The sequence below is a fragment of the Streptomyces sp. NBC_00252 genome, from assembly GCF_036187565.1.
Taxonomy (GTDB): domain Bacteria; phylum Actinomycetota; class Actinomycetes; order Streptomycetales; family Streptomycetaceae; genus Streptomyces.
In genome coordinates this window covers 379497-402439 of record NZ_CP108087.1, presented here as the reverse complement: position 1 = coordinate 402439, position 22943 = coordinate 379497, and the positions used below count along the sequence as shown (strand labels likewise).

Sequence of the window (22943 nt, the reverse complement as noted above, 5' to 3'; positions counted from 1 at the left end):
CGAGGGTGAATCCGGCGCGGTCGGCGTCGCGGAACGGATGGATGAATCTTCGTCACGGGTCGGGGCACTCGCCTGAAGTCAGTGTTCACCCGCCCCCGGAGAGGTCATGACGGAGCATACGGAAGGCCCTGAGCACAGCCGGTTCTGCAAGGCGTGCGGCGCGCCCGCCGCGGACGGGAAGCTGTGCCGACACTGCGGAGTGGAGCTGGAGATCCCTGAGGAGGCGAGCCTGATCGACGACGAAGGCGCGGCCGTACGGCGGGACTTCGAGGGTCGGGGCACCCCATCCGATGGGGAGGCCCGGCCGCAGCGGAAGCGGACGCTGAGGCAACTGAGCCATGTCCGGGGCTTCTACGGAGCGGGCGTCGCTCTCTGGACCGTCTCGACCGCCTGGGCGGCATGGGACTCTCCCGGAAGCCGACCGATGTGGACGTCGGTGCTTCTCCTTGTCGTCTTCACGGGCTTGCTGGCCCTGACGACCGTGTGGGTGCGGCGCGTCAAGGGCGCGGGTGCAGAAGGACCGGCCCGGCACGCCGCACCGCGATCGACGGTTGTTCCGCGTGTTACGGCTTCCCGCTCGACGCACTAGAAGCAGGCGGCCCGGCCTGTCACGCAGAGGGTGACAGACCGGGCTGCCCTGCGATCACGGGGAAGAGGCCGCGCGTTGTTCGCCGAAGCCGACGAGAACGCGAACCCGTCGTCCCCGTAGCCACGGAGCGCATCGAGGCGAGCACCTGTGTGCTCGTCCGGACATGTCGGCGGGATCACCGAGGCGGACTTCGCCTGAAGCGGCTGCGCCCCACGGGCAGGTCGTGGCAATAACCCGTCGGGATACGGCACCAATGCCACTGGGGGAACAGAGCGGCAGTCGGTTGAATTCGGAGCGTCCGAAGCAGATCGACTTTGAAGGACTCCACCATGCACATCCAGTTCGTGCTGTTCGACGGCTTCGATCCGCTCGATGTCATTGCCCCGTACGAGGTGTTGCACTCCGGCGGTGCGGCGTCGGGGGGTGCGGTGACCGTCGAGTTGGTCTCCGCCGAAGGCCCGCGTGAGGTGACCAGCGGCACCGGGGCACTGACGTTGCGCGCTGTGGGCGCCGTGGATCTGGAACGCGCGGACATGCTTCTCGTGCCCGGCGCCTCCGGCCGGGTGGGCGAACCCGGAGAGGTCCCGGAGGAGGAGGTGGGTGCCGGTGACCGTAAGCAGGACGAGCTCATCCCGGTGCTTCTGGGGCGCACGTTGACCACGGGACTGCCCGCACTGCTCGAGCAGGCCATGGACGACCCCGGGATCACGGTCGCCGCCGTCTGCGGCGGGTCCCTCGTCCTGGCCATGGCCGGTCTGCTGGAGGGACGTCATGCCACGACCCACCACCTGGGCCTCGACATGCTCGACGCCACCGGCGCACACGCGATCCACGCCCGCATCGTGGACGACGGCGACCTGATCACCGGTGCCGGTGTCACCTCCGGGCTGGACCTGGGCCTGTACCTCCTGGAGCGCGAGCTGGGACCCCGTGTCGCCCACGCCGTCGAGGAGTTGTTCGCCCACGAACGGCGGGGCACCGTCTGGCGTGCCCAAGGTCTGACGCCCACCGCCCTCTGAACGCCCCGCCGTTGGTGGATCAGCCGCCCAGCATCCGTCAACCCCCTTGCCCCGTAAGGAAGTACACCAGCATGTCCGTCGTCGGCACCTGGGACCTGTCCGTCTTCACCCCCATAGGGAAGATCAAGGTCGTCATCGAACTCCACGAGCGGGAAGGCGTGTTGACCGGCGTCGCCCGGGGAGCCGGCGAGGAGGTACCACTCGCCGACATCTCTCTCGACGGCGACCGGCTCACCTGGAAGCAGGCCGTCACCAAGCCCATGCGGCTGAACCTGGCGTTCGACGTGACCGTCGACGGTGACACCCTTCGCGGCACCTCCAAGGCCGGCCGTCTCCCGTCGTCGAAGGTGACCGGCGAGCGCCGGAACGCCCCTGAGCACCAGGCGTGAGCGGCGTCTCCATCAGAGGGGCATCGCGGGCCGCCGCAGTGATCAACGTGACCTGTGGCCGGTGCTGCGGCGGCGATCCGCGTCGGCGGGTTCGATGGAGCGGGCCTGGACGTGCTCGTAGGCCATGGTGGTCTGTACGTCCACCACCTCGCGGCGCTCGGTGAGGCGGTCGATGACGAAGGCGTACACCCCGTTGACGTCGGGAACGGCGATGTGGATGAGGAAGTCGTAGGCGCCGGAGGTGACGAACAGGCCGATGGTCTCCGGCAGTTGGGCCGCCCATTCGCGGAATCCCTCGATGACCGGGCGGGCCGGCGGCCGGATGCGGACGGAGATCAGGGCCTGGACGGAACGGCCGGCGGCTTCGAGATCCAGGGCCGCGTGGTAGCCGGTGATGATCCCGTGCTCGCGCAGCAGTCGCACGCGTTCCAGCGAGGTGGAGGGCGAGACTCCCGTCTTGGCGGCCAGATCGCGGTTGGTCTGCCGTGCATCGTTCTGCAGCTCCCGCAGAAGAGCCCGATCCAGCGCATCAAGTTCCACGGAATCACTCTTTCTCTGAATAAAGTGCGGCGTCCGATGTATCTCTCCTGATGTTTGCCTAGCGTAACGCCTCATGAATGTGCAGAAGAACGGTACGGCGGCCGGAGCGGGGCTGGTGCTCGGCGCGGCCGTCCTGTGGGGTACGGTCGGCCCGGCCCAGGTCATGGCCGACAGTCCGCTGGGAACCGTGGCCCTGGGCGGCTGGCGGATGCTCGTCGGAGGCGTGGTGCTGGGGGCGCTGACGGCGCGGGACCGCGGCAGGCTGCGGGTCCTGGCGGCACGCTCGGCCTGGGTGCCCTTGCTGGTGTGCGCGCTGTCGACCTGCCTGTACCAGGCGGCCTTCCTGTACTCCGTGTCCCTGACCGGGGCGGCGCTGGCGACCGTGGTCGCGCTGGGCACCGCCCCGGTCACCACCGGCGTGTGCGCGTGGTGGTTCACCGGTGAGCGGGTGGGCGTGTCCTGGCTGGTCAGCACCGGTGCAGCGACGGCCGGATGCGCCCTGCTGCTCGTCCCCGGAGGCCGTCCGGCCGATGCGCTCGGTCTCCTCCTCGGGGTCGCCGCCGGTGCCTGCTACGGCCTGTACACGGTCTTCGCCAAACGGCTGGCCGCCGACAATCCGGCCGTCCACCTGCCGACCGTCTCCGCGGTCTCGCTGACCGCCGGCGCCGCCATGCTGCTGCCCTGGATGGTCACCGACACCGCCGGACTCTCCGACACCCGCACCCTGGGCCTCGTCGCCTGGCTGGGACTGGCCACCACGGTCGCCGCCTACTGGCTGTTCTCCGCCGGTCTGACCCGGATGAGCGCCACCGCGGTCGGCACCCTGAGCCTCGCCGAACCCCTGGCGGCGGCCCTGCTCGGCGTGCTGGTGCTCGGCGAGCGCCTGTCGGCCACCGCTGTCGCCGGGTGCGTTCTGATGCTGATCGGCCTGACCGCCGTATCCCTGCCAGGCGTACGACGATCCTCCCGGAAGGGCGCGGTCGTGGTCACGGTCGGGGAGGTTTCGTCCCCGGGGCCGCACATGGGGGCCCTCGTGGCGAGCGATGTCGTAGGCGACGATGAGGTGAGCTGTTCCCCGAGCGGGACGGGTGCGGGGCATGCGAGATAGGTGATGCCGAGTGCCTGGCCGATCTTCACCAGGACGGTGTGGTCGTTCCGTAGGGCGGTCAACTGCGCCTGGGATGAGGTGACTTCACCCTTGGACATGCCTGGTCGCAGGCAGCGCCCGCGAGAGTGCGTCGAGGGTGACGCCCACTACGGACGCGAGTTGGGCCGGGCTTGCCCCTGCTCTGCTCATGACGGCGAGGGACTGGTTCACGGCAGCCATGTGTTCGGCGAAGGCGTCGGCGTCCTGATCGGGCAATCGCCCGGCCTTCAGTGCCGCGCGCAGACGTGAACGCTGGAAGCCGAGCGCCTCCTTGGTGTGCGCCGCGACGGCTGGGCTCAGCGTCGGAATCGCCATGGCCGACTGGGCGATCAGGCATCCATCGGGCAGCTCGGGGTCGGCAATACGCTTGAGGGTGACATCGAAGAACGCGCGAACGGCCGCAAGGGGTTCCGAGGCGGCACTCGACAGGGCGGCGTCGTACCTCTCGCCGTAGCGCGCGGCGTAGCGATCCAGGCAGCGCAGGAAGAGTGCGTCCTTGTCGCCGAGTGAGGAGTAGATGGAGCTGCGGTTCAGGCCGGTCGCGCGTGACAGGTCGTCCACCGAGGTGGCGGCGTAACCGGCGCGCCAGAACTGGACCATCGCGGCGTCGAGCGCCGTATCCATGTCGAACTGCTTCTTGCCTGCCACGGGGTACTTCCTTGCCGGTGTGTCGATCCCTGTCCATGGGCCGAGCTGTACACCACTCTATCTTGAACTGAATGGTTCAGGATGTGTTACGTTGCAGAAGTGATCGCGACCGCGGGCATTCGCAAGCGGCCGCAGGGCCGTACGGCGGAGTTCGTCACGGCATCAGCCGCACCCGGCTCGGCATGGTCGGGCCCCCGGATCTTCACCATCGATCCCGGCTGTTCTCCCAGCAGCGAACCAACCCACCCCGCCCCCGCATTCGACATCCCGCCCCTGGAGGACTCACGTGACCGACCCGACGACCGTCACTCCGCATGTCTCCGGAACCAATCCTGTCCGCGACCTTCCCTTGCACGAACTGGACGGGTTCACCCACCGTTGGGTCGAGGTGGGCGGCGTCCGCCTTCATGCCGTTGATGGCGGCCGGCCGGACGCCCCGGCCGTCGTCCTGCTCGCCGGGTTCCCGCAGACCTGGTGGGCCTGGCGAAAAGTCATGCCCAGCCTCGCCGACCGGTTCCGCGTCATCGCGGTCGACCTCCCGGGTCAAGGCAACTCAGAACGCCCTGAGGGCAGTTACGGCACCCACGCGGCCGCTGCCCACGTCCACTCCGCCGTCAAAGCTCTCGGAGTGTCGACCTACTGGCTGGCCGCCCATGACATCGGCGCCTGGGTCGCCTTCTCCCTCGCCCTCAACCACGGGAGTCACCTGCGCGGGGTCGCCCTGCTCGACGCCGGAATCCCGGGCATCACCCTTCCGGAATCGATCCCCACCGACCCGGAACGGGCGTGGAAAACCTGGCATTTCGCGTTCCACCTCGTGCCCGACCTGCCCGAGACCCTGCTCACCGGCCGCGAACGGGACTATGTCGACTGGTTCCTGAAGACGAAGGCTCATTCGCCCGACACGTTCGACGACGCCGACGTCGACCACTACGCGGCATCCCTCGCTGCCGACGGCGGCCTCCGCGCCTCCCTCGCCTACTACCGGGACGCGGCCGAGTCGGCGCGCAAGAACCACCAAGCGCTCGACCGGCAGCATCTGACCGTGCCCGTGCTCGGGATCTCCAGCAGCCACGGTTCCATCCCGGACATGGCGGCCTCCATCAGCCCCTGGGCCGACAACATCACCGGAGTCGTCGTGCCCGACGCCGGGCACTTCATCCCCGATGAGCAGCCCGAAGCGGTCGCTGCCGCGTTGGCCGGCTTCATCGCACGCGCCGCCTGAGGCCGATGACTTGACGGTCCTCCGAAGCACAACGCCCTTACAGGTCCGAGCAGTTGAGGGGCTGTGTACCGCGCCCGTGCCGCACGACGCGAACTAGGACTCGCCGTCGCTGGACGGCCCGCCGCGCAGCGGTTCAGGCGGTCGACCGTCTCCTCGCTCCATGCCTGGATGAGTGACGTCTGTTCGGGACCCAGTGAGTCGAGGACGTGGCGGCGGATGTTGCCGCCGTGCACGAGGACGGCGCTCCAGGCGGCGCGACGCCCCTCGGCGGTCAGTCCGATCGCCGCACGGCGGCCGTCGGCCCCGTACCGGGTGCGTTGGACGAAGCCGCGCTATCGTGCGCCCATGCGTGGACAGGTCGGACGGTTCGCCGGGTGGCCGGAGCAGGCCATGGACGTGTTGTGGCAGCTCCAGGGTGAACCGAGCCACACGACGCGCGAGCGGTGTCGAGCGGACCGCGAACGGCTGGTCCGGCAGCCGATGATCGCCCTGCTGAACGCGGTAGCGGACGCCGATGCCCGCTACGAGGACTTCTCCGTCTGGCACTACCGCACCACCTCCTGGTGGTGGCAGCACCAGGGCGCGGTGATCCGGCTCGGCCGCAAGATCGAGATCGGACTCCGGTTCGACCTGGACGGCCTGCGGATCCAGGGTGCCTGGTGGTATCCCGATCCCGGCCAGGTGGACATGTTCCGCAGAGCCGTGGCCTCCGAGGGGAGCGGCCGCGAACTCTCCGCCATCGTCGAAGAGGTACAGACGAAGGGCTACGACATCTCCGGGGACGTGATGAGACGTCCCCCACGCGGATATCCGACCGACCACTCCCGTGCGGAACTGCTGCGCCACCGCTCGCTGATCGCCGCCCGCCCCCTCGGCTGCGAGCGGTGGCTGCACACCTCCGAAGCGGTCGACCGGGTCCTTGCGGCCGCAGCCGATCTGGACGCCCTGCTGATGTGGCTGGTCCGTCATGTGAAGAGCACGGCCTGAGATCCTGAGGGCGCCGCCGCGACACATCTCGCGCTCACCGGCCAACTGCCGTACCGGGTGGGCGCTTTGGGCTTCGCACCTCCTCCGGGGACTCCGGTCCGGTTCTGTGGTGTTCGGTGTTCCGGGCCAGGGAGCCGGGCCACCGGGCTCGGGGTCCGATGCGCACGAACCCAGGCTCCCGCGCTGGTGACTTGAGCGCGGCCGGGCCTGTCAGGTCTGCGGTGGGGGAGCGAGGAAGACGGGCCACTCGTCCTCGGACGTGAGCAGGTCGTCCAGGGGGACGTCGGCGGCTGCCATGAACACGGCGGTCGCCTCCGCCAGCCGGGTGGACAGGTCCGGGTCGGCCGCGGTCCTGGCCGTCAGCACGATCACGGCCTCCGGGTCGACGGCCGATCGTTCGGTGAAGTCTTCGGGATCCACGTCCATCTGCCGCAGCGCGACGGTACGGACAGCGACACGGACCACCAACGTGCCGCCGTCGAAGGACTGCTCGGCCCAGCCGTCGGTCCGGACGAGGTACAGGGCGGCGTCGCCCTCGTAGCAGTGCGCGCCGATCTCGGTCATGGCCCGACCTCCGGGACCGCCGTCGGGAGCGACGACGAGGACGGCGAAGGCGGCGTCCGGAGCGTCGGGACTCAGGTCGGAGCGGACGTACAGGCGGGCGGTCATGGGGTGAACCTTCAGAAGGGGGGCGGGACTTCAGCAGTACAGCATGGCGCGGAGTCCGGGCCCCGCACTCGCGCTGGACCCGGACCCGTCGACGTCGACCCGGTGGCCGGACCTGACCATGTTTCAGCCCCGTGCCGTTGCCCGAAAGTATGAAACTCCTGATGAAACGGCGTGCCCCGGACGCCGGACCCGGCACGCTTCGATTCCCGGCGGCGTATGGAGATCAGGGGGTCGATGTGGAACGGCGGCAGGAGCGGAGCCCGTTACGCCACCGCACGCGGTATCTGTTCGACAGGACGCTGGCGCGCAGCACGGCGACCCTGCTGGGCTGGCTGGCCCTGTGCTGTCTGGCCGTCGTCGTGCCGGTGAGCACCCTGCTGGTGTGGACCGACCCGGATGCACCGCATTCGCTGTCCGGCCGGCTCACCCAGGTGTGGCGTACCAGCGCGGAGACCCTGCGGCTGAGCGTGGCCACCGGCGCGCCGCTGCGAATGCTGCTGTCCGTACTGCTCGGCCTGATCGCCCTGCTGTGCGTGTCGACGGTCGTCGGAGTCGTCACCACGGGCCTCGGCGACCGGCTCGCGGAGCTGCGGCGAGGGCGCTCCCGGGTCGTGGAACGCGGCCACACCGTCGTCCTCGGCTGGTCGGACCAGGTGTTCACCGTGGTCGAAGAGCTGATCGCCGCCCGCGCCGCAGGCGACCGGCAGGTGATCACCGTGCTCGCGGACCGGGACCCGGCCGCGATGGAACGGGCGCTGACGGCCGCCCTCGGAGTCACCGACGGCGTGCGGCTGGAGTGCCGCACCGGAGTGCCGTCCGACCCCGACACCTTACGGCTGGTCAGCCTGGGCGCGGCCCGAGCGGTGGTGGTGCTGCCCGCCGAGGGTCCCGACGGCGACCTGAGGGTCGTACGGATCCTGCTGGCGTTGCGCACCGTGCTCGGCGCGCAAGGCGGCCCGCGCGTAGTGGCCGCCGTACACGACGAACACCATGTCCCCGCCGCGCGACTCGCCGTGGGACCGCGTGGCACGGTTCTCGGGACCGACCAGTCGACCGCGCGGCTGCTCGTGCAGTGCGCACGGAATCCCGGGATGTCGACGGTGCTGCGGGACCTCCTGGACTTCTCCGGAGCCGAGTTCCACGTCGTCGACGTCCCGCAGGCGACGGGACTGTCCTTCGGCGAGGTGGCGCTGCGCCTGGAGACGTCCAGTGCCGTGGGGCTTCTGCGGGCCGACGGCCGCCCGCTGCTCACCCCGCCGCCGGGCACCGTACTGGAGGCGGGGGACCGGCTGGTGACCGTCGCGCACGACGACGGCCCGCCGCCCCTCAGCGCCCACCGCGCTCCGGTCGACCCCACGGCGGTGGCCCGCACCCGGCCACGGCCCGAACACCCTTACCGGCTGCTGCTGTTGGGCTGGAACCGACGCGCCCCGCTCATCGTCGACACCCTGTGCCGCACCGCCCGACCGGGCTCCGCGCTCGACCTGGTCACCGGCCTCGCAGCACCGGGAATCCCATCGCGCGCGGACGTCTCACCCCTACGGCTCACCCACCACCCCGGCGACCCGTCCGCCCCCGAAACCCTCACCGGCCTCGACCTCTCCGCCTACGACTGTGTCCTCGCCCTGGGCGCCGACCAGCAAGCGGAGACGGCCCCCGAACGGGCCGACGACCGGACGCTGTTGGCCATGCTGACCCTGCGTTCCTGGGAGGAGGAGACGTCCCGGGTGCTCCCCGTGGTGGCCGAGATGCGCGACCACCGCAGCCGTACACTCGCCCCGCTCGGCCCGGCCGGTGACGTCGTCGTCGCGGGAGAACTCACCGCCCTGCTGATGGCCCAGATCGTCCACACCCCGGAACTGGCCGCCGTGTTCGAGGAGATCTTCGCCGTGCGCGGTGGAGCGCTCGCCCTGCGCTCGGCCGCCCACTATGTTCGGCCCGGCCGCGAGGCGTCCTTCGCCACGGTCGTCGCGGCAGGGATACGGAACGACGAGTACGCGATCGGCTACCGCCCTCACGTCCCTCGCCCGCCCCGCGCCCACGGCACCGTCCACCTGTGCCCCGGCAAGTCCGAACGGCGCGTGTGGCACGCCGAGGACGAGATCCTGGTCCTGACACCGGGGCACACCGAGCCCGCCCCTACCGACCTGGCCGGACTCACCCTGCCCGCCATGCGCCCCGGACCTGGGGCACCTGCCGAACCCCAGCCGCCGGACTCCCCGCCGACCACGCCCGGAGCCGACATCTCTCCCTGAGCACCAGCGCTGCTCCTCCTGTCCCGGACCAGCGCAGCCCCACCGGATGCTCAGCGTCGGCGGTCTGGCCAACTTCTAGTCCAGCAGCCGCAGTTCAGTGGCTTTGGAGACGGCCGCCGCACGGGTCTGGACCTCCAGGCTGAGGAAGATCCGGCGCAGATGTGACTTCACAGTGGTCTCGCTCAGGAACAGCGTGCGGGCTATCTCGCGGTTGGTACGCCCCTCGGCCAGCTGCCGCAGGATGTGCCGTTCACGCTCCGAGAAGGAAGGCGGGGGAGTGCGCATCTGCTGTACGACGCGGTCCGTGACGCGTTCGGAGAGGACGGTCCGACCCGAGGCGGCGGCCGTGATCGCCTCGTACAACACCTGTGGTCTGTCCGCCTTCAACAGATAGCCGGTGGCGCCGGCCTTGAGGGCGCGCGTGATGTCCGCATCGGTGTCGAACATCGTGAGCACGAGCACGCGGGGCGTGGGCGTGGACGGATCGGCTGCCGCCCGGTTCAGGAGCTGCCGGGTGGTGGCGATGCCGTCGGAACCCCCCTCCAGCTTCAGGTCCATGAGAATCACATCGGGGTGGACGCGGGCGGCGACGGCGAGGGCCTCCTCCCCACTGGCCGCTTCTCCGACGATGGTCATGTCGTCCCTGCCGGACAGAAGTGCGTGCAGGCCCGCGCGGACCACGGCGTGGTCGTCGCACAGGAGGATCCGCACCTGGCGTGCGGCGGGCGAGGAGGTCATCGTGGGGCCTTTCACACGGTGTCAGGAGGACATGGGGAAGGTCGCGGTGAGGACGGTGCCTTCCTGCGGGGTGGACTCAAGGCGCAGGGTGCCGCCGGCACTCCGGGCGCGCCTGCGCATCGCGGGCAACCCGAAGCCGCGATCGTCAGCGGGAGTTCGTTCGCCGCGCGGCGGTGGTACCTCCGTCGTGCCGGGCGCGCAGCCCGTACCGTCGTCGGCGATGTCCAGGCACACCTCATGCTCGAGATGCGTGAGCGTGATGACAGCGCGGCCGGCGTTGGCGTGCTCCCGCACATTCGCCAGCGCGCCCTGGGCGATGCGGAGCGCGGCGCTGGACACGGGAGGTGGCACGGAGCCCACGACTCCTTCCTCATGGAACGTCACGGCGAGACGGGGCGTCGTCTCCCGCACTGCCAGCGCGGCCAACGCGACGGACAGGGTGTGATCGGCGAGGTCCGCGGGCCCGAGATCCCGTACGAAGCGCCGGGCCTCCACCAACCCGCGCTCCACGATCGCGGTGGCATCCGCGACATGACGCCGGGCGGCGGTGGCATCGGTCGACCAGAGCTGCTCGGCGGCCCGCAACAACATCTGCTGACTGGCCAGTCCCTGCGCGAGCACGTCATGGATCTCGGCGGACAGACGCTGACGTTCGGCCAGGGTCCCGGCCGCGCGCTCACTGCGCGCGAGTGACTCCCGCGTGGCCACGAGACCGGCGATCAGGACCCGCTGGCGTGCCGACTGCCGCTTGAGCCGAACCAGCACGGCGGTGGCCACCGCGGCCACGGCCGGCGGCGCCAACAGCATGTTCGGGTTGGTCGCGCCGATCCCTCCCCGCAACTGGGACGCCACGACGAGGGCGGTCAGCAGGGCTCCCACGGGGACGGCGACACGTGTGGGCAGCCGGTGCGGACCGGCGAACAGGATCGGCATCAGACACCACGTGGCACTGGGCGCCCACATCAGGAGGACCACCCAGCACGCGGACACCCCGGCCAGCCAGCCGAGATGCCGACCTGTCGCCCGATCCCCTGTCCGGGGCGCGGGCGCCCACCGCGCACCGGCGACATAGACCAGGCCGAGAAGGGCGTACAGGCAACTGACCGTCAGGACATGGCCCTGCGACCGGTCGTGGGCGACGTAGCGGACGAAGGACGACGCGAGCAGCACCAGGAACGCTCCGTGCATGACGGCTGACAGCCATCTCTCGTCCTGCTGCTCAGCGACCTCGGACATGACCGTCGCCTCACCCATGCTCGCCCCCTCGGCGCGATCGCATACCCCGGTGGCGCGGCGAGAGCAATACCCATCCGGGTCCGAGATCGCCGTCCGTGCCGTCCGACAGCGACGCCCGTACACCACCGGGCGGCGGTCGCCACCCGGCCCATGCTGTCACCAGGCCCATCGCGGCCGTACGCACGTCCCCCTACCTCCCGTGGAACGCATGCACATCACCTTCCTCCTCCACAACGCATTCGCCGTCGGTGGCACCACCCGCACCACGTTCAACCTGGCCGCCGCCCTGTCGGCACGCCACCAGGTCCACGTGGTATCCGTCTTCCAGGACCGGGCGCGCCCGCGGCTCGACCCACCACCGGGCATCGAGATCACCGCGCTGGTGGATCGCAGAACCACGTCACCCGACAACACGGACGCCCGCAGTCGCCAGGGCGGCCGCCATTTCCCGCGCGGCGACAGCCGTCACCACCAGTACCACCGACTTGCCGAGGACCGGCTGAGGGAGTGGTTCGCCACCTGCTCCACCGACGTCGTCATCTCCACCCGCGCCGGTCTCAACGTGCTGTTGGCCCGCTTCGGCCCCACCACCGCCCTGCGCATCGCGCAGGAGCACCTGGTCCACGACGCGCTGCGCCACTCCCTGCGGCGCGCGATGCGGCGCTGGTATCCCGCACTGGACGCCGTCGTGACGATGACACGGGCGGACGCGGCGGCCTACCGGGCGGGGCTTGGCCTGCGCAGGCCGGAGATCAGGGCACTGCCCAACAGCGTCCCCCCACCCGAACACCCGCTCCCGCGGCAGACCGGAAAAATCGTCATGGCCGCCGGACGGCTCACCCGGGTGAAGCGCTACGACCTGCTCATCGACGCCTTCACCCGCATCGGTCCCGAACGCGAGGGCTGGCAGCTGCACATCTACGGCTCCGGGCCGGTCCGGCAGTCCCTGGAGACGGAGATCGACCTCCGCGACATGGGCGGTCACATCCGTCTCATGGGCCAGGCAACCCCGTTGGCCCCGAAGTGGAACGCGGCCTCCCTCGCCGCCGTGACCTCGGCGCAGGAAGCGTTCGGCATGACACTCATCGAGGCGATGGCACACGGTGTGCCGGTGGTGAGTACCGACTGCCCCCACGGCCCCCGGGAGATCATCCGGGACGGAACCGACGGCCGCCTCGTACCCCGTGACGACGTTCCCGCCCTGAGCGCGGCACTGGCTCAACTGATGGACGACCAGGCGCTCCGCGAAGCCATGGGGAGAAACGCCCGCGAGCGAGCGCAGTCCTGTTTCACACCCGACCCCGTCGCCAGACGCTACGAGACCCTCTTCGACGAACTGCAGAACAACGCGGGCGCGGGAGCCGCCCGACCCGTCCCCCTCCGATCGCCCCGACGGCGCTCGCCACTCCCCGTCCTACGGGCGACAGCCGGGATCATTCTCCGGGGCCTGCGCAGGCGGTTGCTCCGATGACGACAAGCCTGGCCATCGGCACCACGTGCCTCCTCAGGTGTCACCCGCACCGTCGTCGCGACGGAAGAGCAATGCAACGAAGTCGCCCATCGGCCCGGGGACTTGGGTTCCGGGGGCCGATGGCCATTCACCCGAGTTGGACGGACGGGGGCAGGTCGGACGGCAGGTGACTGACCGCCTGACGCCAGACTTCGTGCCCGGGCGTGCGGGCGTGTGCGGTGTCCTCCGCGATCTCGCTGGTGAGACGGAGGGCTCGCCGAGGTGGGGCCGGTTCCCATCGGGTGGCCCCTGTACCGGAGCGCTCGGGGTCCCGCCGGGCGGAGTTGACCGGTCGCCGGATGGCGGGTGGGGGGGGGAGGCGTTGTGGCCGGGAGTATGACGGATCCTCACCTTCGCTCTCCGTCTCTGCCATTCCTCCGTAGGATTCTCCCGGGGTCGCCGGACGCCAACTCGCATACCAGAAGCCTGTGTTGTCGTCCCCGTATCTCGATCGCACCCGACGGACTCACCGGATCTCGAAGGAGCATGACGTGCGAGTGAACGCGCGTGTCCGACGGCGCCCGCAACGCACGGGGCTTCGCGCAGGAGCAGCAGTAGCGGTGTGCGCGGCCCTGATCGTGCCCCTCGTCGCGTCCCCGTCGAGTGCGAACTCGATCCGGGGGAGTGCGGTGGTCCGACAGGACGCCACCTCTGCGACGCGCGCTCATCTGCGGGATTTGGCGCGGAAGTTGGTGGCAGCAGGAGTGCCCGGGGTGATCGTGCGGGTGGACGACGGGCATGGCAGGCCCATCGAGATCTCCGAGCAGGCGGCCTGGACGCGGAAGGACCATCGACTGCGGGCGGACGACGAGGTCCGTGAGGCGTCCAACACCAAGACGATGATGGCCACCCTCGTGCTGCAACTCGTCGCCGAGCACAGACTCGCCCTCACCGACTCGGTCGACAAGTGGCTGCCCGGGCAGGTGCGCAACGGCAGGGCGATCACCCTGCGCATGCTGCTCAACCACACCAGCGGATTGTTCGACTACACCGACGACCCCGCCCTCGCACCGGCCCTCACCGGCCGGGACCCGCACGTATGGACGTCGACGGAGATCCTCAGGCTGGTGAGCGGACACCCGGCACTGTTCGAACCCGGCAGCGAGTGGTCGTACAGCAACACCAACTACATAGCGATCGGCGCCGTGTTGGAGAAAGCCACCGGCAAAAGCCTCGCGACGCTGGTGCGGGACCGGATCGCCGGGCCCCTGGGGCTCCGGCACACCTTCTACGCCACCGGCTCCACCTGGCGCGGCCGCCATGCGCACGGCTACGAACCTGACGCCGCCCACATGCCGCCGGACGTCCCCGAAGAGTTCAGGACCTACGGCGGACCCCAGCACGACGACCACGTGGACGTCACCGGCGACTACGTCACGGCCGACGGCGCGGATGCCGCGATCGTGTCCACCGCCGGTGACTGGTCGCGTTTCTACGGTGCGTTGATGTCGGGCCGCCTGCTGCCCGCGGCCCAACTGGCGCAGATGCGCACCACCGTGCCGGAGGACGGGCCGGGAGACCCGCAGGAACTCGGCTACGGCCTGGGCATCGAGACGGCGAAGACCGACTGCGGCACGGTCTGGGACCACGTCGGCATCGTCCCGGGCTATGCGACCTACAACGTCACCGACTCCACGGGCCGTCGCACGGCCGCCTTCTTCTTCGCCACGTCCACGCTCACCAAGGAGGGGCACCAGGCCGGCGCCGCCCTGATGGACGCGGTCGACTGCGCCATTTTCGACTGAGCCGCCGCTCGCTGCCGATCGCCGTCGGCATGGCAGATCCGGAGGACAACGAGTTCGACGGGGCCCGCACCTTGGCACCGCAGAACGAAGCCCGGGCACCCGCACCCGTCGCACACCCGGAACCACCGCGCTGCCGAGGAGGCCTCGATCGTTTCGGTGGGGCGGACAGTGAACAGGAACGCGATCACGCATCCTTCGACGGAGCCAGCCGGAAGATGACGGCAGCCGTTCCGAATGCGGGCACGTCGACCCAGACGGTGCCCTCGGGTTCCGGATCGAGTTCCCGCTGCGTGAGCCCGAGGTAGCTGGTCCGGTGTGCCTGAGGGAAGGGCTCAAGCCCGGCAGTCAGGCCGCCAACAGGTTCGACATCGTCGGCGGCGAAGGCGGCCTCCTCGTGGCCGGTATCGGCGGCGGCCTCACCGGACGCGGCGCACACATCGCCATCGTCGATGACCCGGTCAAGGACATGGCCGACGCCGACAGCCCCACCCTGCGCAAGCGCGCCTGGGACTGGTGGACTTCGGTACTGCAGACCCGACTCGAACCCGTCGGCGCCAGCTGCCTCATCCAGACCCGGTGGCACGAAGACGACCTCGCCGGACGCATCCTCGCCACCGAGCGAGGCGCCTGGCGAGTCATCGACCTGCCCGCCATCGCCGGCAGTCTCGACGACCCCCTCGGCCGCATACCCGGTCAGGCGCTGCGGCCTGAACGCTTCGACGTCACTCACCACGCCAAGACCCGCAAGCGAGTCGGTGAACGCGTCTGGGGCGCCCTCTACTTGCAGAAGCCCCGCCCGCCGGAGGGAGGCGTCTGGAGGCGGGAGCGGATCGAGACCGCCCGGATCAACGCCGTCCAGTTCTCCGGCCTCGACATGGCGCGCATCGTTGTCGCCGTCGACCCCGCCGGTGGAGAGTCCACCATCGGCGACGAGACGGGCGTCATCGGCGTCGGCCGCGACTTCGACCGGCAGCTGTACCTCCTGGCCGACCGATCCGGATCGATGGGCGCCAACGACTGGGGCCTAGCCGCATGCCGACTCGCCCTCGAACTCAAGGCCGACGCGATCGTGGTCGAGAAGAACTACGGCGGCGACATGGCCCGGCAGATCGTCACCCAGGCATGGGAGCAGCTGCGCCGCGAGAGCGTCACCAAGGGGCTCCTCGAGCCCATGATCCTGGAGGTCACCGCCAAGGTCGGCAAACGTCTGCGGGCCGCCCCCGTGGCTCAGCTGTACGAACAGCAGCTCGTACACCACGTCGGCGAATACCCCGACCTGGAAGGCCAGATGGTCACCTGGGTCGAGGGAATGGACAGCCCGACCGCATGGACGCCGCCGTCCACGGACTGACCGAACTGGCCGACCCCGACCAACTTGACACCCTGCCCACCGACACCGATGACGGCCGCCGCTGAACTGGCGCGGGTAGACGTACGACCGGAAACGGCCCCCAGAGGAAAGTGCCCATGTCGAGATGGCCCCGGCGACCCGGACCTGTCCGGTCGATCATGCGCGGAGCCAGATGACCAGGGTGGCTTCGATGGCGATGCCGAGAAAGGCGTGGCCGCGTTCTCGATGCGCGTCGCCACGGTGCGGGACCACATGGGATTCTTGAGACCTCATGCTGGCTGACGTTCCGACATCCGCGGTCTAATACGCGGTGATGGACGCGAGCGTGGTGGGCCTGGTGGGCGCGGCGGTCGGCGCGCTGGGAGCTGCGGCAGGCGGCTGGGTTTCCGTGCTCGGCCAAGGGCGTCAGCAACAACGGCAGTTACAGGCGGACCGGGAGCATCGGCGTGAAGCCGCACGTCGGGATGTGTACGGCGCATGCATTGCAAGCACGAAGCTGCTGTCGAATACGTGGTGGCGGTTTTCCGACATCGTCTGGACCGAGCAATCCACGCCCGAGCAGTGGCGGACTGCCTTCGCCGAGGTGCACGAGGCATGGACCCAGTTCAGCACAGCAGTCGCGGCAGTTACCGTCGCCGGGCCGGTATCCGCCGCGGAGGCGGCCGAAGAGCTACGCGTGGCCATGTACGAATGGGAGAAGGCAGGGATGGACTGGTACGCGGCGGCCCGGCGGGAGGGACACGGCCGACTCGATGAGTACGCCGAGCGATTCCAGCAAGCATGGCAGGCGAAACGTGCTCCGGACCGCACCTTCCAGCAGGCCGCCCGAGAGGCTCTGGGAACAGAGGAGCCATAGCAAGTCCGCCCAGTCATGCGGCGGATGTGCATGGTCACGCTGGTGATGGAGAATACCGCTGAACTGCGCTGGCCCGATCTACCGGGTGTTCCTCTCCACGCGCAGAGGCTCGTCATCGGCCAGGCGGGCAGCGATGTCCTGTGCTTCCGGGAACGCAGGGGACGTCAGTTGCAGCTCGGCGTTAGTCATCACCGTGGCAACGCGCTCTGCCAGTTCCTTGAGTTCTTCGTCCGGAACACCGCTGAGGTTGAGGGAGAGCCAGACCCGCATGTCGTGGCCCTGCGAGACGAGGACCTGGCCCTGAGGGGGAGTGCAGGAAATCGTCGCGTCGGTCAGCACCTGGACGACTTGGTCCCGTAGTTCGGCCGCGCTCCGCTGGTCGACCGCGCGTGTCGCGGCGTAGATCGCATCGAACAGTGCGTTGGCGGCAGGGACCGCCACGCTGACGGAGATGGTGAACGGCCCCATGGTGACGGTGTCGGCGACCGGGTCGTAGCCGAAGCTCCAGAAGTCGCGGGCTACATCGCGGGGGTCAGCGGTCTTGCGGGCGTCTTTCTGCGGCCCGCCGCCCCTGCCGCGTGCCCAGTCCTCGAAGTGAGTGAGGCCGTCACGGACGTGCTTGATGTTCGGCAGGGCGTCAAGGAAGACCTGCTCGGCATCATCGAGTGCAGTGATCACCGCGGGATCGATGCCGAGGTCTGTGAGGGCGATCCGTTCGAGCTTGACGGCGGCGAGGAGTTGGCGCAGGGCGACGACCAGTGTCCGTGCGTCGATCTGCCGGGAGCTGAACCAGCCGGCTGGGACGTCGTCACCGTGCATGCGCTCGACGGTCAAGGCGACCGTGGCACGCCACCAGTTCGCTTCCGAGAGCGCGATCGAGTACGGATTGTCCGCTGGGGACCAATCATCCGGCGGGTTGCTGTTCATGACGGAATCTTCGACCCCGAGAGCGTTCGCCTGCTCGGAATATTCGGATCCCGAGGTGCTGTGAACTGAGAGCGTCCGTCGTGGAAAACGTTTCGTAGGCTGGAGGCGCGGCGCGGGGCCGACTGCCGGAGGGGCACTGTGGGCCTGCGCGAGCTGATCACCGACGGCGGGCAGGTGCCTCAGATCGTGGTTCGTCGCGTCGACCGCCACGGCGGGCGGTGCTCTGGGTTAGGGACTGTCCGGCGGATCAGGTGATCGCCTCGCGTGGACCATTGTGTTGCTCGTGGGGCGGGGCGATCTTACGAACGACGAGTGGCTACAACTGGCACCGTTTCTACCGAAGGCCGGGTGCCGCGGCGGACGTTGGGCCGATCACCGGAAGGTGATCAACGGGATCCTGTTCCGGGTGCGCACGGGTGTCCCGTGGCGGGACCTGCCGGACCGGTTCGGGAACTGGAAAACCGTCTATGAGCGCCACCGCCGGTGGTCGGCGGACGGCACCTGGGAGAGGATCCTCCAGGCCGTCCAGGCCGAGGCCGACTCCCAGGGGCGCATCGACTGGAGCATAGTGAGCGTGGACTCCACCTCGTGCCGGACCCACCAGCACGCCGCCGGTGCACCGCGCAGAACACCCCGGATCCCAAAGCGGAGATCAACGCCCCGGCAGCACCGCACCGACGAAGGACTCGGCCGCTCCCGTGGCGGGCTGACCTCCAAGATCCACCTCGCCGGGGAAGGAGGCCGCCGTCCGCTCGCTGTGCTGATCACGCCGGGCCAGTGGGGCGACAGCCCGCAGTTGATCCCGATCCTGGAACGCATCAGCGTCAAGCGCCCAAGTGGCGGCCGCCCGCGCACCCGGCCTGACCACCTCGGCGGTGATAAGGCCTACGGCTCCCGCCGAAATCGCCGCTACCTGCGCAGACGCCAGATCAAGCACACCATTCCGGAGCCGAAGGACCAGCGGGCCAATCGCCGGCGCCGCGGCAGCCGGGGAGGCCGGCCTACGGCCTTCGACAAGGAGATGTACAAACGCCGGAACGAGGTCGAGCGCACGATCAATCGACTCAAGCACTCCAGGGCCATCGCGACGCGGTACGACAAGCGAGCCTACGTCTTCCACGGCACCGTCACCCTCGCGTCGATCCGCTTGTGGCTCGGGCCTTGAACCGCCGCATGGGGCACCTACAGCAGACCCAGGACAGAGGCGCTCCACCCGAGGGCCTCGGGCGTGTGCCAGCGTGGCCGCTCTCGTGTCCCGGCCATGGCCCGGCCTGCCGCGAACGCTTGCTGATGGGCCGGCTGATGTTCCTGGACCCTCTTCCAGAGCGCCCGTGCCTGCGAATGATGGCCAGTGCTGACGAGGAACTCGACGAGATCCTGCGCGAACCCCCACCCCGTGAGAAGAGGATCAGGAGCTGCCCGCGCGATCTGCTCGGGATCGGCGGTACTGGCGAACCATGGGAGCGCGGTGTCACGAAGGTGAGCTGCGAACTGCTCCAGTTTCGTTGGGCGCTCCTCGGGCTGGGTGAGCACCACGAAGTACTGACCGGGCAGGTCGAGAAAGCTGGAGGCGCAGAAGATCGACTCGACGGATTCGGGCCGGCGAACGGTCAGCTCGGGGTTGGCCCGACGCCACCTGCCCAGGTCGTCGTCGAAGACGGTCAGGCTCGTCACGGTGAACTTGATCAAGTGTCCCGATCGGTTCCACTTGCCCTTCTCCAGCTGGAGCACCTCCCGGCGAACCGACTCCCGGCGCTCCAGCGAATGCCGAGACCTGACCCACCTAAACCCGTCGAGCATCTCAGCCAAGCAAGCGGCCCCGGCATGGACGACATCGGCTGGCTTGTCGGCCTCAATCAGGCGGGTGATCAGGTCATCAGGCTGCGTCGAGGGCACCTCGCACATGATGCCGCACGAAGATCCGCCGGACAGTGCCTAGTAGTGCTTCGTTAGGTTCTGGGTCTGCTGGTTTTGAGGGGGTGGCCGCAGGTGCTGCAGGTGCCGGTCCAGCACCTCAGCAGGTCTTGGAGTGCGTCGAGGGTCTGGTAGAGGCTCGGGGAGGTGCCTCGACTTTTGGGTCGAGCCTGCGGAGGGTGAGGAATGCCTGCGCGGCGGTGACGAGGGTGACGTGGTGGTGCCAGCCGCGCCAGGTTCGGCCTTCGAAGTGGTCGAGCCCGAGGCCGTGTTTGAGCTCGCGGTAGTCGTGTTCGATCCGCCAGCGCATCTTCGCCCACCGCACCAGGTCAGCGATCGGCGTGTCAGACGGCAGGTTCGATATCCAGTAGTCCGTCGGGGTGTCCTGGCCGTCCGGCCATTCGACCAGGAGGGTTTGGGTGGGCAGGACGCCGTCCCACTGGCTGCGGCCCCCGCCCGCCTCCTGAGCTGCGGCCAGAGACTGTTTGCCCGCGGGCCGCACCGTCAGCACCGTGAATCGTGAGGTCATCGCGCCCTTGCTGCCCTGCCTCCAGGTCACTTCGGAGAATCGCTCCGCACCCGCCTCCGCCGCGAGGGTGGAGAGGGCTCGCGGCGGGGTGCGGTAGCGGGGAAGGGTGGGCGGCCCGAGCCCGCCATAAGCGGGCTGGTGCGGCCGGGCATCCTCCGGATGAGCGACTTCCTTCCCGCTCAGGGCCAGGACGTAGGGCAGCCCTCGCTCCTGGAGACCGAGCCGGAACGGTGTGCTGACGCCGTAGCCGGCATCAGCGACCACGACCGGCGCCTCCACCTGCCACTTGGCGAGTGTGTCCAGCAGGCCGAGCGCGAGACGCCACTTCTCCCGGTGCACCACGTCCTCGGGGACGCCTGCCCTGCGGCAGCGCTCGGGCTCGTCCGTCCACTCCCGCGGCAGATACAACTGCCACTCCAACGGACACGAGGCGGTGTCGGTGGCGGCATGGACACTGACTGCGACCTGGCAGTTCGCCCGTTTGCCGACCGCTCCGCAGTACTGGCGGGCCACCCCGACCGAGGCTGTGCCGCACTTGGGGAACGACACATCGTCGATCACCCACACCTCGGGCCTGACGGCTTGGGACAGCCGCTCGGCGATCCGCTGCCTGACCGGCAGCGGATCCCACGGCGACTGGTTCACGAACTGCTGCAGGGCTTGCATGTTCCCGTCCGGCAGACGCCCGGCCATCGGCTGGATCGACTTGCGCCGACCCTCCAGCATCAGGCCTCGCAGATAACACTCACCCTTGGCCCGCTGATCCGTACGCGGCACCGAGGCGAAGACATCCGCCACGAACATCGCCAACGCCGCCCGTAATCGGTTCACTTCATGTGCATCCACACAACCAACATGCTCTTGATCAGCATCAACGAACAGACCTAACGAAGCACTACTAGGGCTTGGAGAGCGACGAGGCGATCCGGGCCGCCGCCTGTTCCAAGCGGGAGCAGGAACGTCGGAACGTGCTGCAGAGTGAAGGCTGATCAGCCGCTGCGGAAGTTCTCGGTGATCGATCAGTGCGCGGTGTTTGTGCAGGGGCTGGGCGGGGACGCGTCTGTTAGGTCGCCGGCGCGCCGCGTTATGCCGGGCAGCCAGGTGGCGACAACACAACCGTTCCGCCCGTAGAGGGGGGAATGGCTCGCAGAGGCGTGCCCCAGTCATGGCCCCTCGCCTCATCGGCCGGGTACCACCGGCACGGCACCATCCACCGGGTACTGCTGGCCATCGGGTACTGCTGGCACGTCCTCTCCCAATCCGCTGCGCTGCGGCCCGGCCGCGGGATCGGAGGGAAAACGTCATGAAGGCAGCCATATATGAAGGTCCGCGAACGGTCACGGTGAAGGATGTACCGGACGCGAAGATCGAACACCCTTGCGACATTATCGTCAAGATCACCACCACGAACATCTGCGGTTCGGATCTGCACATGTACGAGGGCCGCACCTCGTTCGAGTCCGGCCGCACCCTGGGACACGAGAACATGGGCCAGGTCGTGGAAGTCGGCTCGGCCGTCCGCAAGGTCCAGGTCGGCCAGTACGTCGTCCTGCCCTTCAACATCGCCTGCGGCTTCTGCAAGCAGTGCGAGCAAGGTCTGACCAACTACTGCCTGACCATGCAGCCGGAACCGGCCCTGGCCGGAGCGGCCTACGGATTCGCCGACATGGGCCCCTATCAGGGCGGCCAGGCCGAGCTGCTCCGCGTGCCCTACGGCGACTTCAACGCGCTGCGGCTGGGTGAGGACGCCGCCGAGCGGCAGACCGACTACGTGATGCTCGCCGACATCTTCCCCACCGGCTATCACGCCACCGAGATGGCCCATGTCAAACCAGGCGACCAGACGATCGTCTTCGGCGCCGGCCCCGTCGGGCTGATGGCGGCCTACTCCGCTCTCCTCAAGGGCGCCGGACGCGTCTGGGTGGCCGACCACCAGCCAGACAGGCTGCGCAAGGCCGAAGAGATCGGAGCCATCGCGATCAACACCGCCGAGCAGGATCCGGCGGAGGTCGTCAAGGAGGCCACGCTGGGCCTGGGCGCCGACAACGGCTGCGAGTGCGTCGGCTACCAGGCGCACGACGCCAACGGTCACGAGGACGCCAGCCTCACGCTCAACGGACTGATCGACTCGGTCAGGTTCACCGGCGCCATCGGCGTGGTGGGCGTGTTCCTGCCCCAGGACCCCGGCGGCGAGGAGGCCCAGGGCGAGCTGGAGGCGGAGGGCAAGGTCCCGATCGACTTCGGCATGATGTGGTTCAAGGGCCAGCGCATGGGGACCGGCCAGGCGCCGGTGAAGAAGTACAACCGGGCACTGCGGGACCTGATCGCCGGTGGAAAGGCGACGCCGAGCTTCGTCGTCTCTCACGAACTCGGCCTGGACGAGGCCCCGGCCGCCTACGAGCACTTCGACGCCCGTGACGACGGCTGGACCAAGGTGGTCCTGCACCCCTGATGGCCACAGCAACGGCCGCAAGCGCTGAATGACACGGAGGACGTCGCACGACGACTTCTCCGGGGAATCCTGAGGTCTCCAATCGCGCGGCACAATCTCATGCTTTTGGCATCGAACAGAGAATTCAGCGGCTCGCCGAGTCCGGCGCGAGGAACCCTTGCTGCTCACATCGTCGGCGTCTGCCTGCCTGCCGGTTAGAACGGTCGTGGAGGCCGCA

At 69.1% G+C, this 22943-nt stretch carries 21 protein-coding genes; 13 read left to right on the top strand and 8 right to left on the bottom strand.

The genetic code is table 11. The features are described 5' to 3' along the window. Positions 1-106: 106 nt before the first annotated feature. The 3 genes from OHT77_RS01800 (at position 107) to OHT77_RS01790 (ending at position 1997) form a co-directional block, all read left to right on the top strand. Entirely contained in the window at positions 107-589 is a 483-nt protein-coding gene (locus tag OHT77_RS01800) for a hypothetical protein (RefSeq protein WP_328826125.1), read from the top strand. Between the two features lie 329 nt (positions 590-918). Beyond that, entirely contained in the window at positions 919-1608 is a 690-nt protein-coding gene (locus OHT77_RS01795; protein ID WP_328826124.1) for a DJ-1/PfpI family protein, read from the top strand. Between the two features lie 71 nt (positions 1609-1679). Further along, complete coding sequence (locus OHT77_RS01790) at positions 1680-1997, top strand: hypothetical protein (protein WP_328826123.1); 318 nt, start codon at positions 1680-1682, stop codon at positions 1995-1997. A gap of 42 nt (positions 1998-2039) precedes the next feature. Here the strand turns inward: OHT77_RS01790 and OHT77_RS01785 are convergent, their stop codons facing one another. Beyond that, the gene (locus OHT77_RS01785; protein ID WP_328826122.1) at positions 2040-2537 is read right to left on the bottom strand and encodes an Lrp/AsnC family transcriptional regulator; all 498 of its coding nucleotides are present in this window, start codon (positions 2535-2537) and stop codon (positions 2040-2042) included. A 73-nt stretch (positions 2538-2610) separates the two neighbouring features. Here OHT77_RS01785 and OHT77_RS01780 point away from each other — a divergent pair, with 73 nt between their 5' ends. Next, positions 2611-3645: a DMT family transporter gene (locus OHT77_RS01780; RefSeq protein ID WP_328826121.1), complete on the top strand. Its 1035-nt coding sequence runs from the start codon at positions 2611-2613 to the stop codon at positions 3643-3645. Between the two features lie 84 nt (positions 3646-3729). On the opposite strand, the gene OHT77_RS01775 is transcribed toward OHT77_RS01780, so the two are convergent. After that, positions 3730-4332 (bottom strand): TetR/AcrR family transcriptional regulator, encoded by a 603-nt coding sequence (locus OHT77_RS01775; RefSeq protein ID WP_328826120.1) that lies wholly within the window; start codon positions 4330-4332, stop codon positions 3730-3732. Positions 4333-4618: 286 nt separating this feature from the next. Between OHT77_RS01775 and OHT77_RS01770 the strand changes: the two genes are divergently transcribed. Both OHT77_RS01770 and OHT77_RS01765 read left to right on the top strand, forming a co-directional pair. Then, positions 4619-5557, top strand: coding sequence for an alpha/beta fold hydrolase (locus OHT77_RS01770; protein ID WP_328826119.1), 939 nt, complete (start codon positions 4619-4621; stop codon positions 5555-5557). A gap of 345 nt (positions 5558-5902) precedes the next feature. Beyond that, complete coding sequence (locus tag OHT77_RS01765) at positions 5903-6544, top strand: DUF2461 family protein (protein ID WP_328826118.1); 642 nt, start codon at positions 5903-5905, stop codon at positions 6542-6544. Positions 6545-6754: 210 nt separating this feature from the next. Here the strand turns inward: OHT77_RS01765 and OHT77_RS01760 are convergent, their stop codons facing one another. Then, positions 6755-7213: a hypothetical protein gene (locus OHT77_RS01760; RefSeq protein ID WP_328826116.1), complete on the bottom strand. Its 459-nt coding sequence runs from the start codon at positions 7211-7213 to the stop codon at positions 6755-6757. Positions 7214-7374: 161 nt separating this feature from the next. Here OHT77_RS01760 and OHT77_RS01755 point away from each other — a divergent pair, with 161 nt between their 5' ends. Then, positions 7375-9468 (top strand): CASTOR/POLLUX-related putative ion channel, encoded by a 2094-nt coding sequence (locus tag OHT77_RS01755; protein WP_328826115.1) that lies wholly within the window; start codon positions 7375-7377, stop codon positions 9466-9468. A 75-nt stretch (positions 9469-9543) separates the two neighbouring features. On the opposite strand, the gene OHT77_RS01750 is transcribed toward OHT77_RS01755, so the two are convergent. Together OHT77_RS01750 and OHT77_RS01745 are read right to left on the bottom strand one after the other, a co-directional pair. After that, a complete protein-coding gene (locus OHT77_RS01750) occupies positions 9544-10206 on the bottom strand; it encodes a response regulator transcription factor (RefSeq protein ID WP_328826114.1) in 663 nt (220 codons plus the stop codon). Positions 10207-10227: 21 nt separating this feature from the next. Further along, on the bottom strand, positions 10228-11460 hold the full coding sequence (locus OHT77_RS01745; protein WP_328826113.1) for a sensor histidine kinase: 1233 nt from the start codon (positions 11458-11460) through the stop codon (positions 10228-10230). Positions 11461-11650: 190 nt separating this feature from the next. On the opposite strand from OHT77_RS01745, the gene OHT77_RS01740 reads away from it, so the two are divergent. The 4 genes from OHT77_RS01740 to OHT77_RS01725 all read left to right on the top strand — a co-directional run bounded on the left by OHT77_RS01740 (position 11651) and on the right by OHT77_RS01725 (position 16904). Next, positions 11651-12913 carry a glycosyltransferase family 4 protein gene (locus tag OHT77_RS01740; protein ID WP_328826112.1) on the top strand — a complete coding sequence of 421 codons (1263 nt, stop codon included), beginning with the start codon at positions 11651-11653 and terminating at the stop codon, positions 12911-12913. Positions 12914-13665: 752 nt separating this feature from the next. Beyond that, entirely contained in the window at positions 13666-14697 is a 1032-nt protein-coding gene (locus OHT77_RS01735) for a serine hydrolase domain-containing protein (RefSeq protein ID WP_328826111.1), read from the top strand. A 313-nt stretch (positions 14698-15010) separates the two neighbouring features. Next, entirely contained in the window at positions 15011-16048 is a 1038-nt protein-coding gene (locus tag OHT77_RS01730) for a terminase large subunit domain-containing protein (protein WP_328826110.1), read from the top strand. A 313-nt stretch (positions 16049-16361) separates the two neighbouring features. Beyond that, complete coding sequence (locus OHT77_RS01725) at positions 16362-16904, top strand: hypothetical protein (RefSeq protein WP_328826109.1); 543 nt, start codon at positions 16362-16364, stop codon at positions 16902-16904. 78 nt (positions 16905-16982) lie between these two features. Here OHT77_RS01725 and OHT77_RS01720 read toward each other — a convergent pair whose 3' ends face one another. Continuing rightward, on the bottom strand, positions 16983-17831 hold the full coding sequence (locus OHT77_RS01720; protein ID WP_328826108.1) for a hypothetical protein: 849 nt from the start codon (positions 17829-17831) through the stop codon (positions 16983-16985). 283 nt (positions 17832-18114) lie between these two features. On the opposite strand from OHT77_RS01720, the gene OHT77_RS01715 reads away from it, so the two are divergent. After that, positions 18115-18996: an IS5 family transposase gene (locus OHT77_RS01715; protein WP_328826107.1), complete on the top strand. Its 882-nt coding sequence runs from the start codon at positions 18115-18117 to the stop codon at positions 18994-18996. Positions 18997-19013: 17 nt separating this feature from the next. Here OHT77_RS01715 and OHT77_RS01710 read toward each other — a convergent pair whose 3' ends face one another. Beyond that, complete coding sequence (locus OHT77_RS01710) at positions 19014-19727, bottom strand: hypothetical protein (RefSeq protein WP_328826106.1); 714 nt, start codon at positions 19725-19727, stop codon at positions 19014-19016. A 118-nt stretch (positions 19728-19845) separates the two neighbouring features. Beyond that, positions 19846-21120, bottom strand: coding sequence for an IS701 family transposase (locus OHT77_RS01705; RefSeq protein ID WP_328826105.1), 1275 nt, complete (start codon positions 21118-21120; stop codon positions 19846-19848). Between the two features lie 457 nt (positions 21121-21577). On the opposite strand from OHT77_RS01705, the gene OHT77_RS01700 reads away from it, so the two are divergent. Continuing rightward, the gene (locus OHT77_RS01700) at positions 21578-22726 is read left to right on the top strand and encodes a glutathione-independent formaldehyde dehydrogenase (RefSeq protein WP_443047889.1); all 1149 of its coding nucleotides are present in this window, start codon (positions 21578-21580) and stop codon (positions 22724-22726) included. The last annotated feature ends 217 nt before the right edge of the window (positions 22727-22943 follow it).

Bases quoted from the DNA above. Each gene is read 5' to 3' on its own strand.
- OHT77_RS01800 (WP_328826125.1), top strand. From the start codon at position 107: ATGACGGAGCATACGGAAGGCCCTGAGCACAGCCGGTTCTGCAAGGCG.
- OHT77_RS01795 (WP_328826124.1), top strand. From the start codon at position 919: ATGCACATCCAGTTCGTGCTGTTCGACGGCTTCGATCCGCTCGATGTC.
- OHT77_RS01790 (WP_328826123.1), top strand. From the start codon at position 1,680: ATGTCCGTCGTCGGCACCTGGGACCTGTCCGTCTTCACCCCCATAGGG.
- OHT77_RS01780 (WP_328826121.1), top strand. From the start codon at position 2,611: ATGAATGTGCAGAAGAACGGTACGGCGGCCGGAGCGGGGCTGGTGCTC.
- OHT77_RS01765 (WP_328826118.1), top strand. From the start codon at position 5,903: ATGCGTGGACAGGTCGGACGGTTCGCCGGGTGGCCGGAGCAGGCCATG.
- OHT77_RS01760 (WP_328826116.1), bottom strand. From the start codon at position 7,213: ATGACCGCCCGCCTGTACGTCCGCTCCGACCTGAGTCCCGACGCTCCG.
- OHT77_RS01755 (WP_328826115.1), top strand. From the start codon at position 7,375: ATGAAACGGCGTGCCCCGGACGCCGGACCCGGCACGCTTCGATTCCCG.
- OHT77_RS01750 (WP_328826114.1), bottom strand. From the start codon at position 10,206: ATGACCTCCTCGCCCGCCGCACGCCAGGTGCGGATCCTCCTGTGCGAC.
- OHT77_RS01745 (WP_328826113.1), bottom strand. From the start codon at position 11,460: ATGGGTGAGGCGACGGTCATGTCCGAGGTCGCTGAGCAGCAGGACGAG.
- OHT77_RS01740 (WP_328826112.1), top strand. From the start codon at position 11,651: ATGCACATCACCTTCCTCCTCCACAACGCATTCGCCGTCGGTGGCACC.
- OHT77_RS01725 (WP_328826109.1), top strand. From the start codon at position 16,362: ATGGACGCGAGCGTGGTGGGCCTGGTGGGCGCGGCGGTCGGCGCGCTG.
- OHT77_RS01720 (WP_328826108.1), bottom strand. From the start codon at position 17,831: ATGAACAGCAACCCGCCGGATGATTGGTCCCCAGCGGACAATCCGTAC.
- OHT77_RS01700 (WP_443047889.1), top strand. From the start codon at position 21,578: ATGAAGGCAGCCATATATGAAGGTCCGCGAACGGTCACGGTGAAGGAT.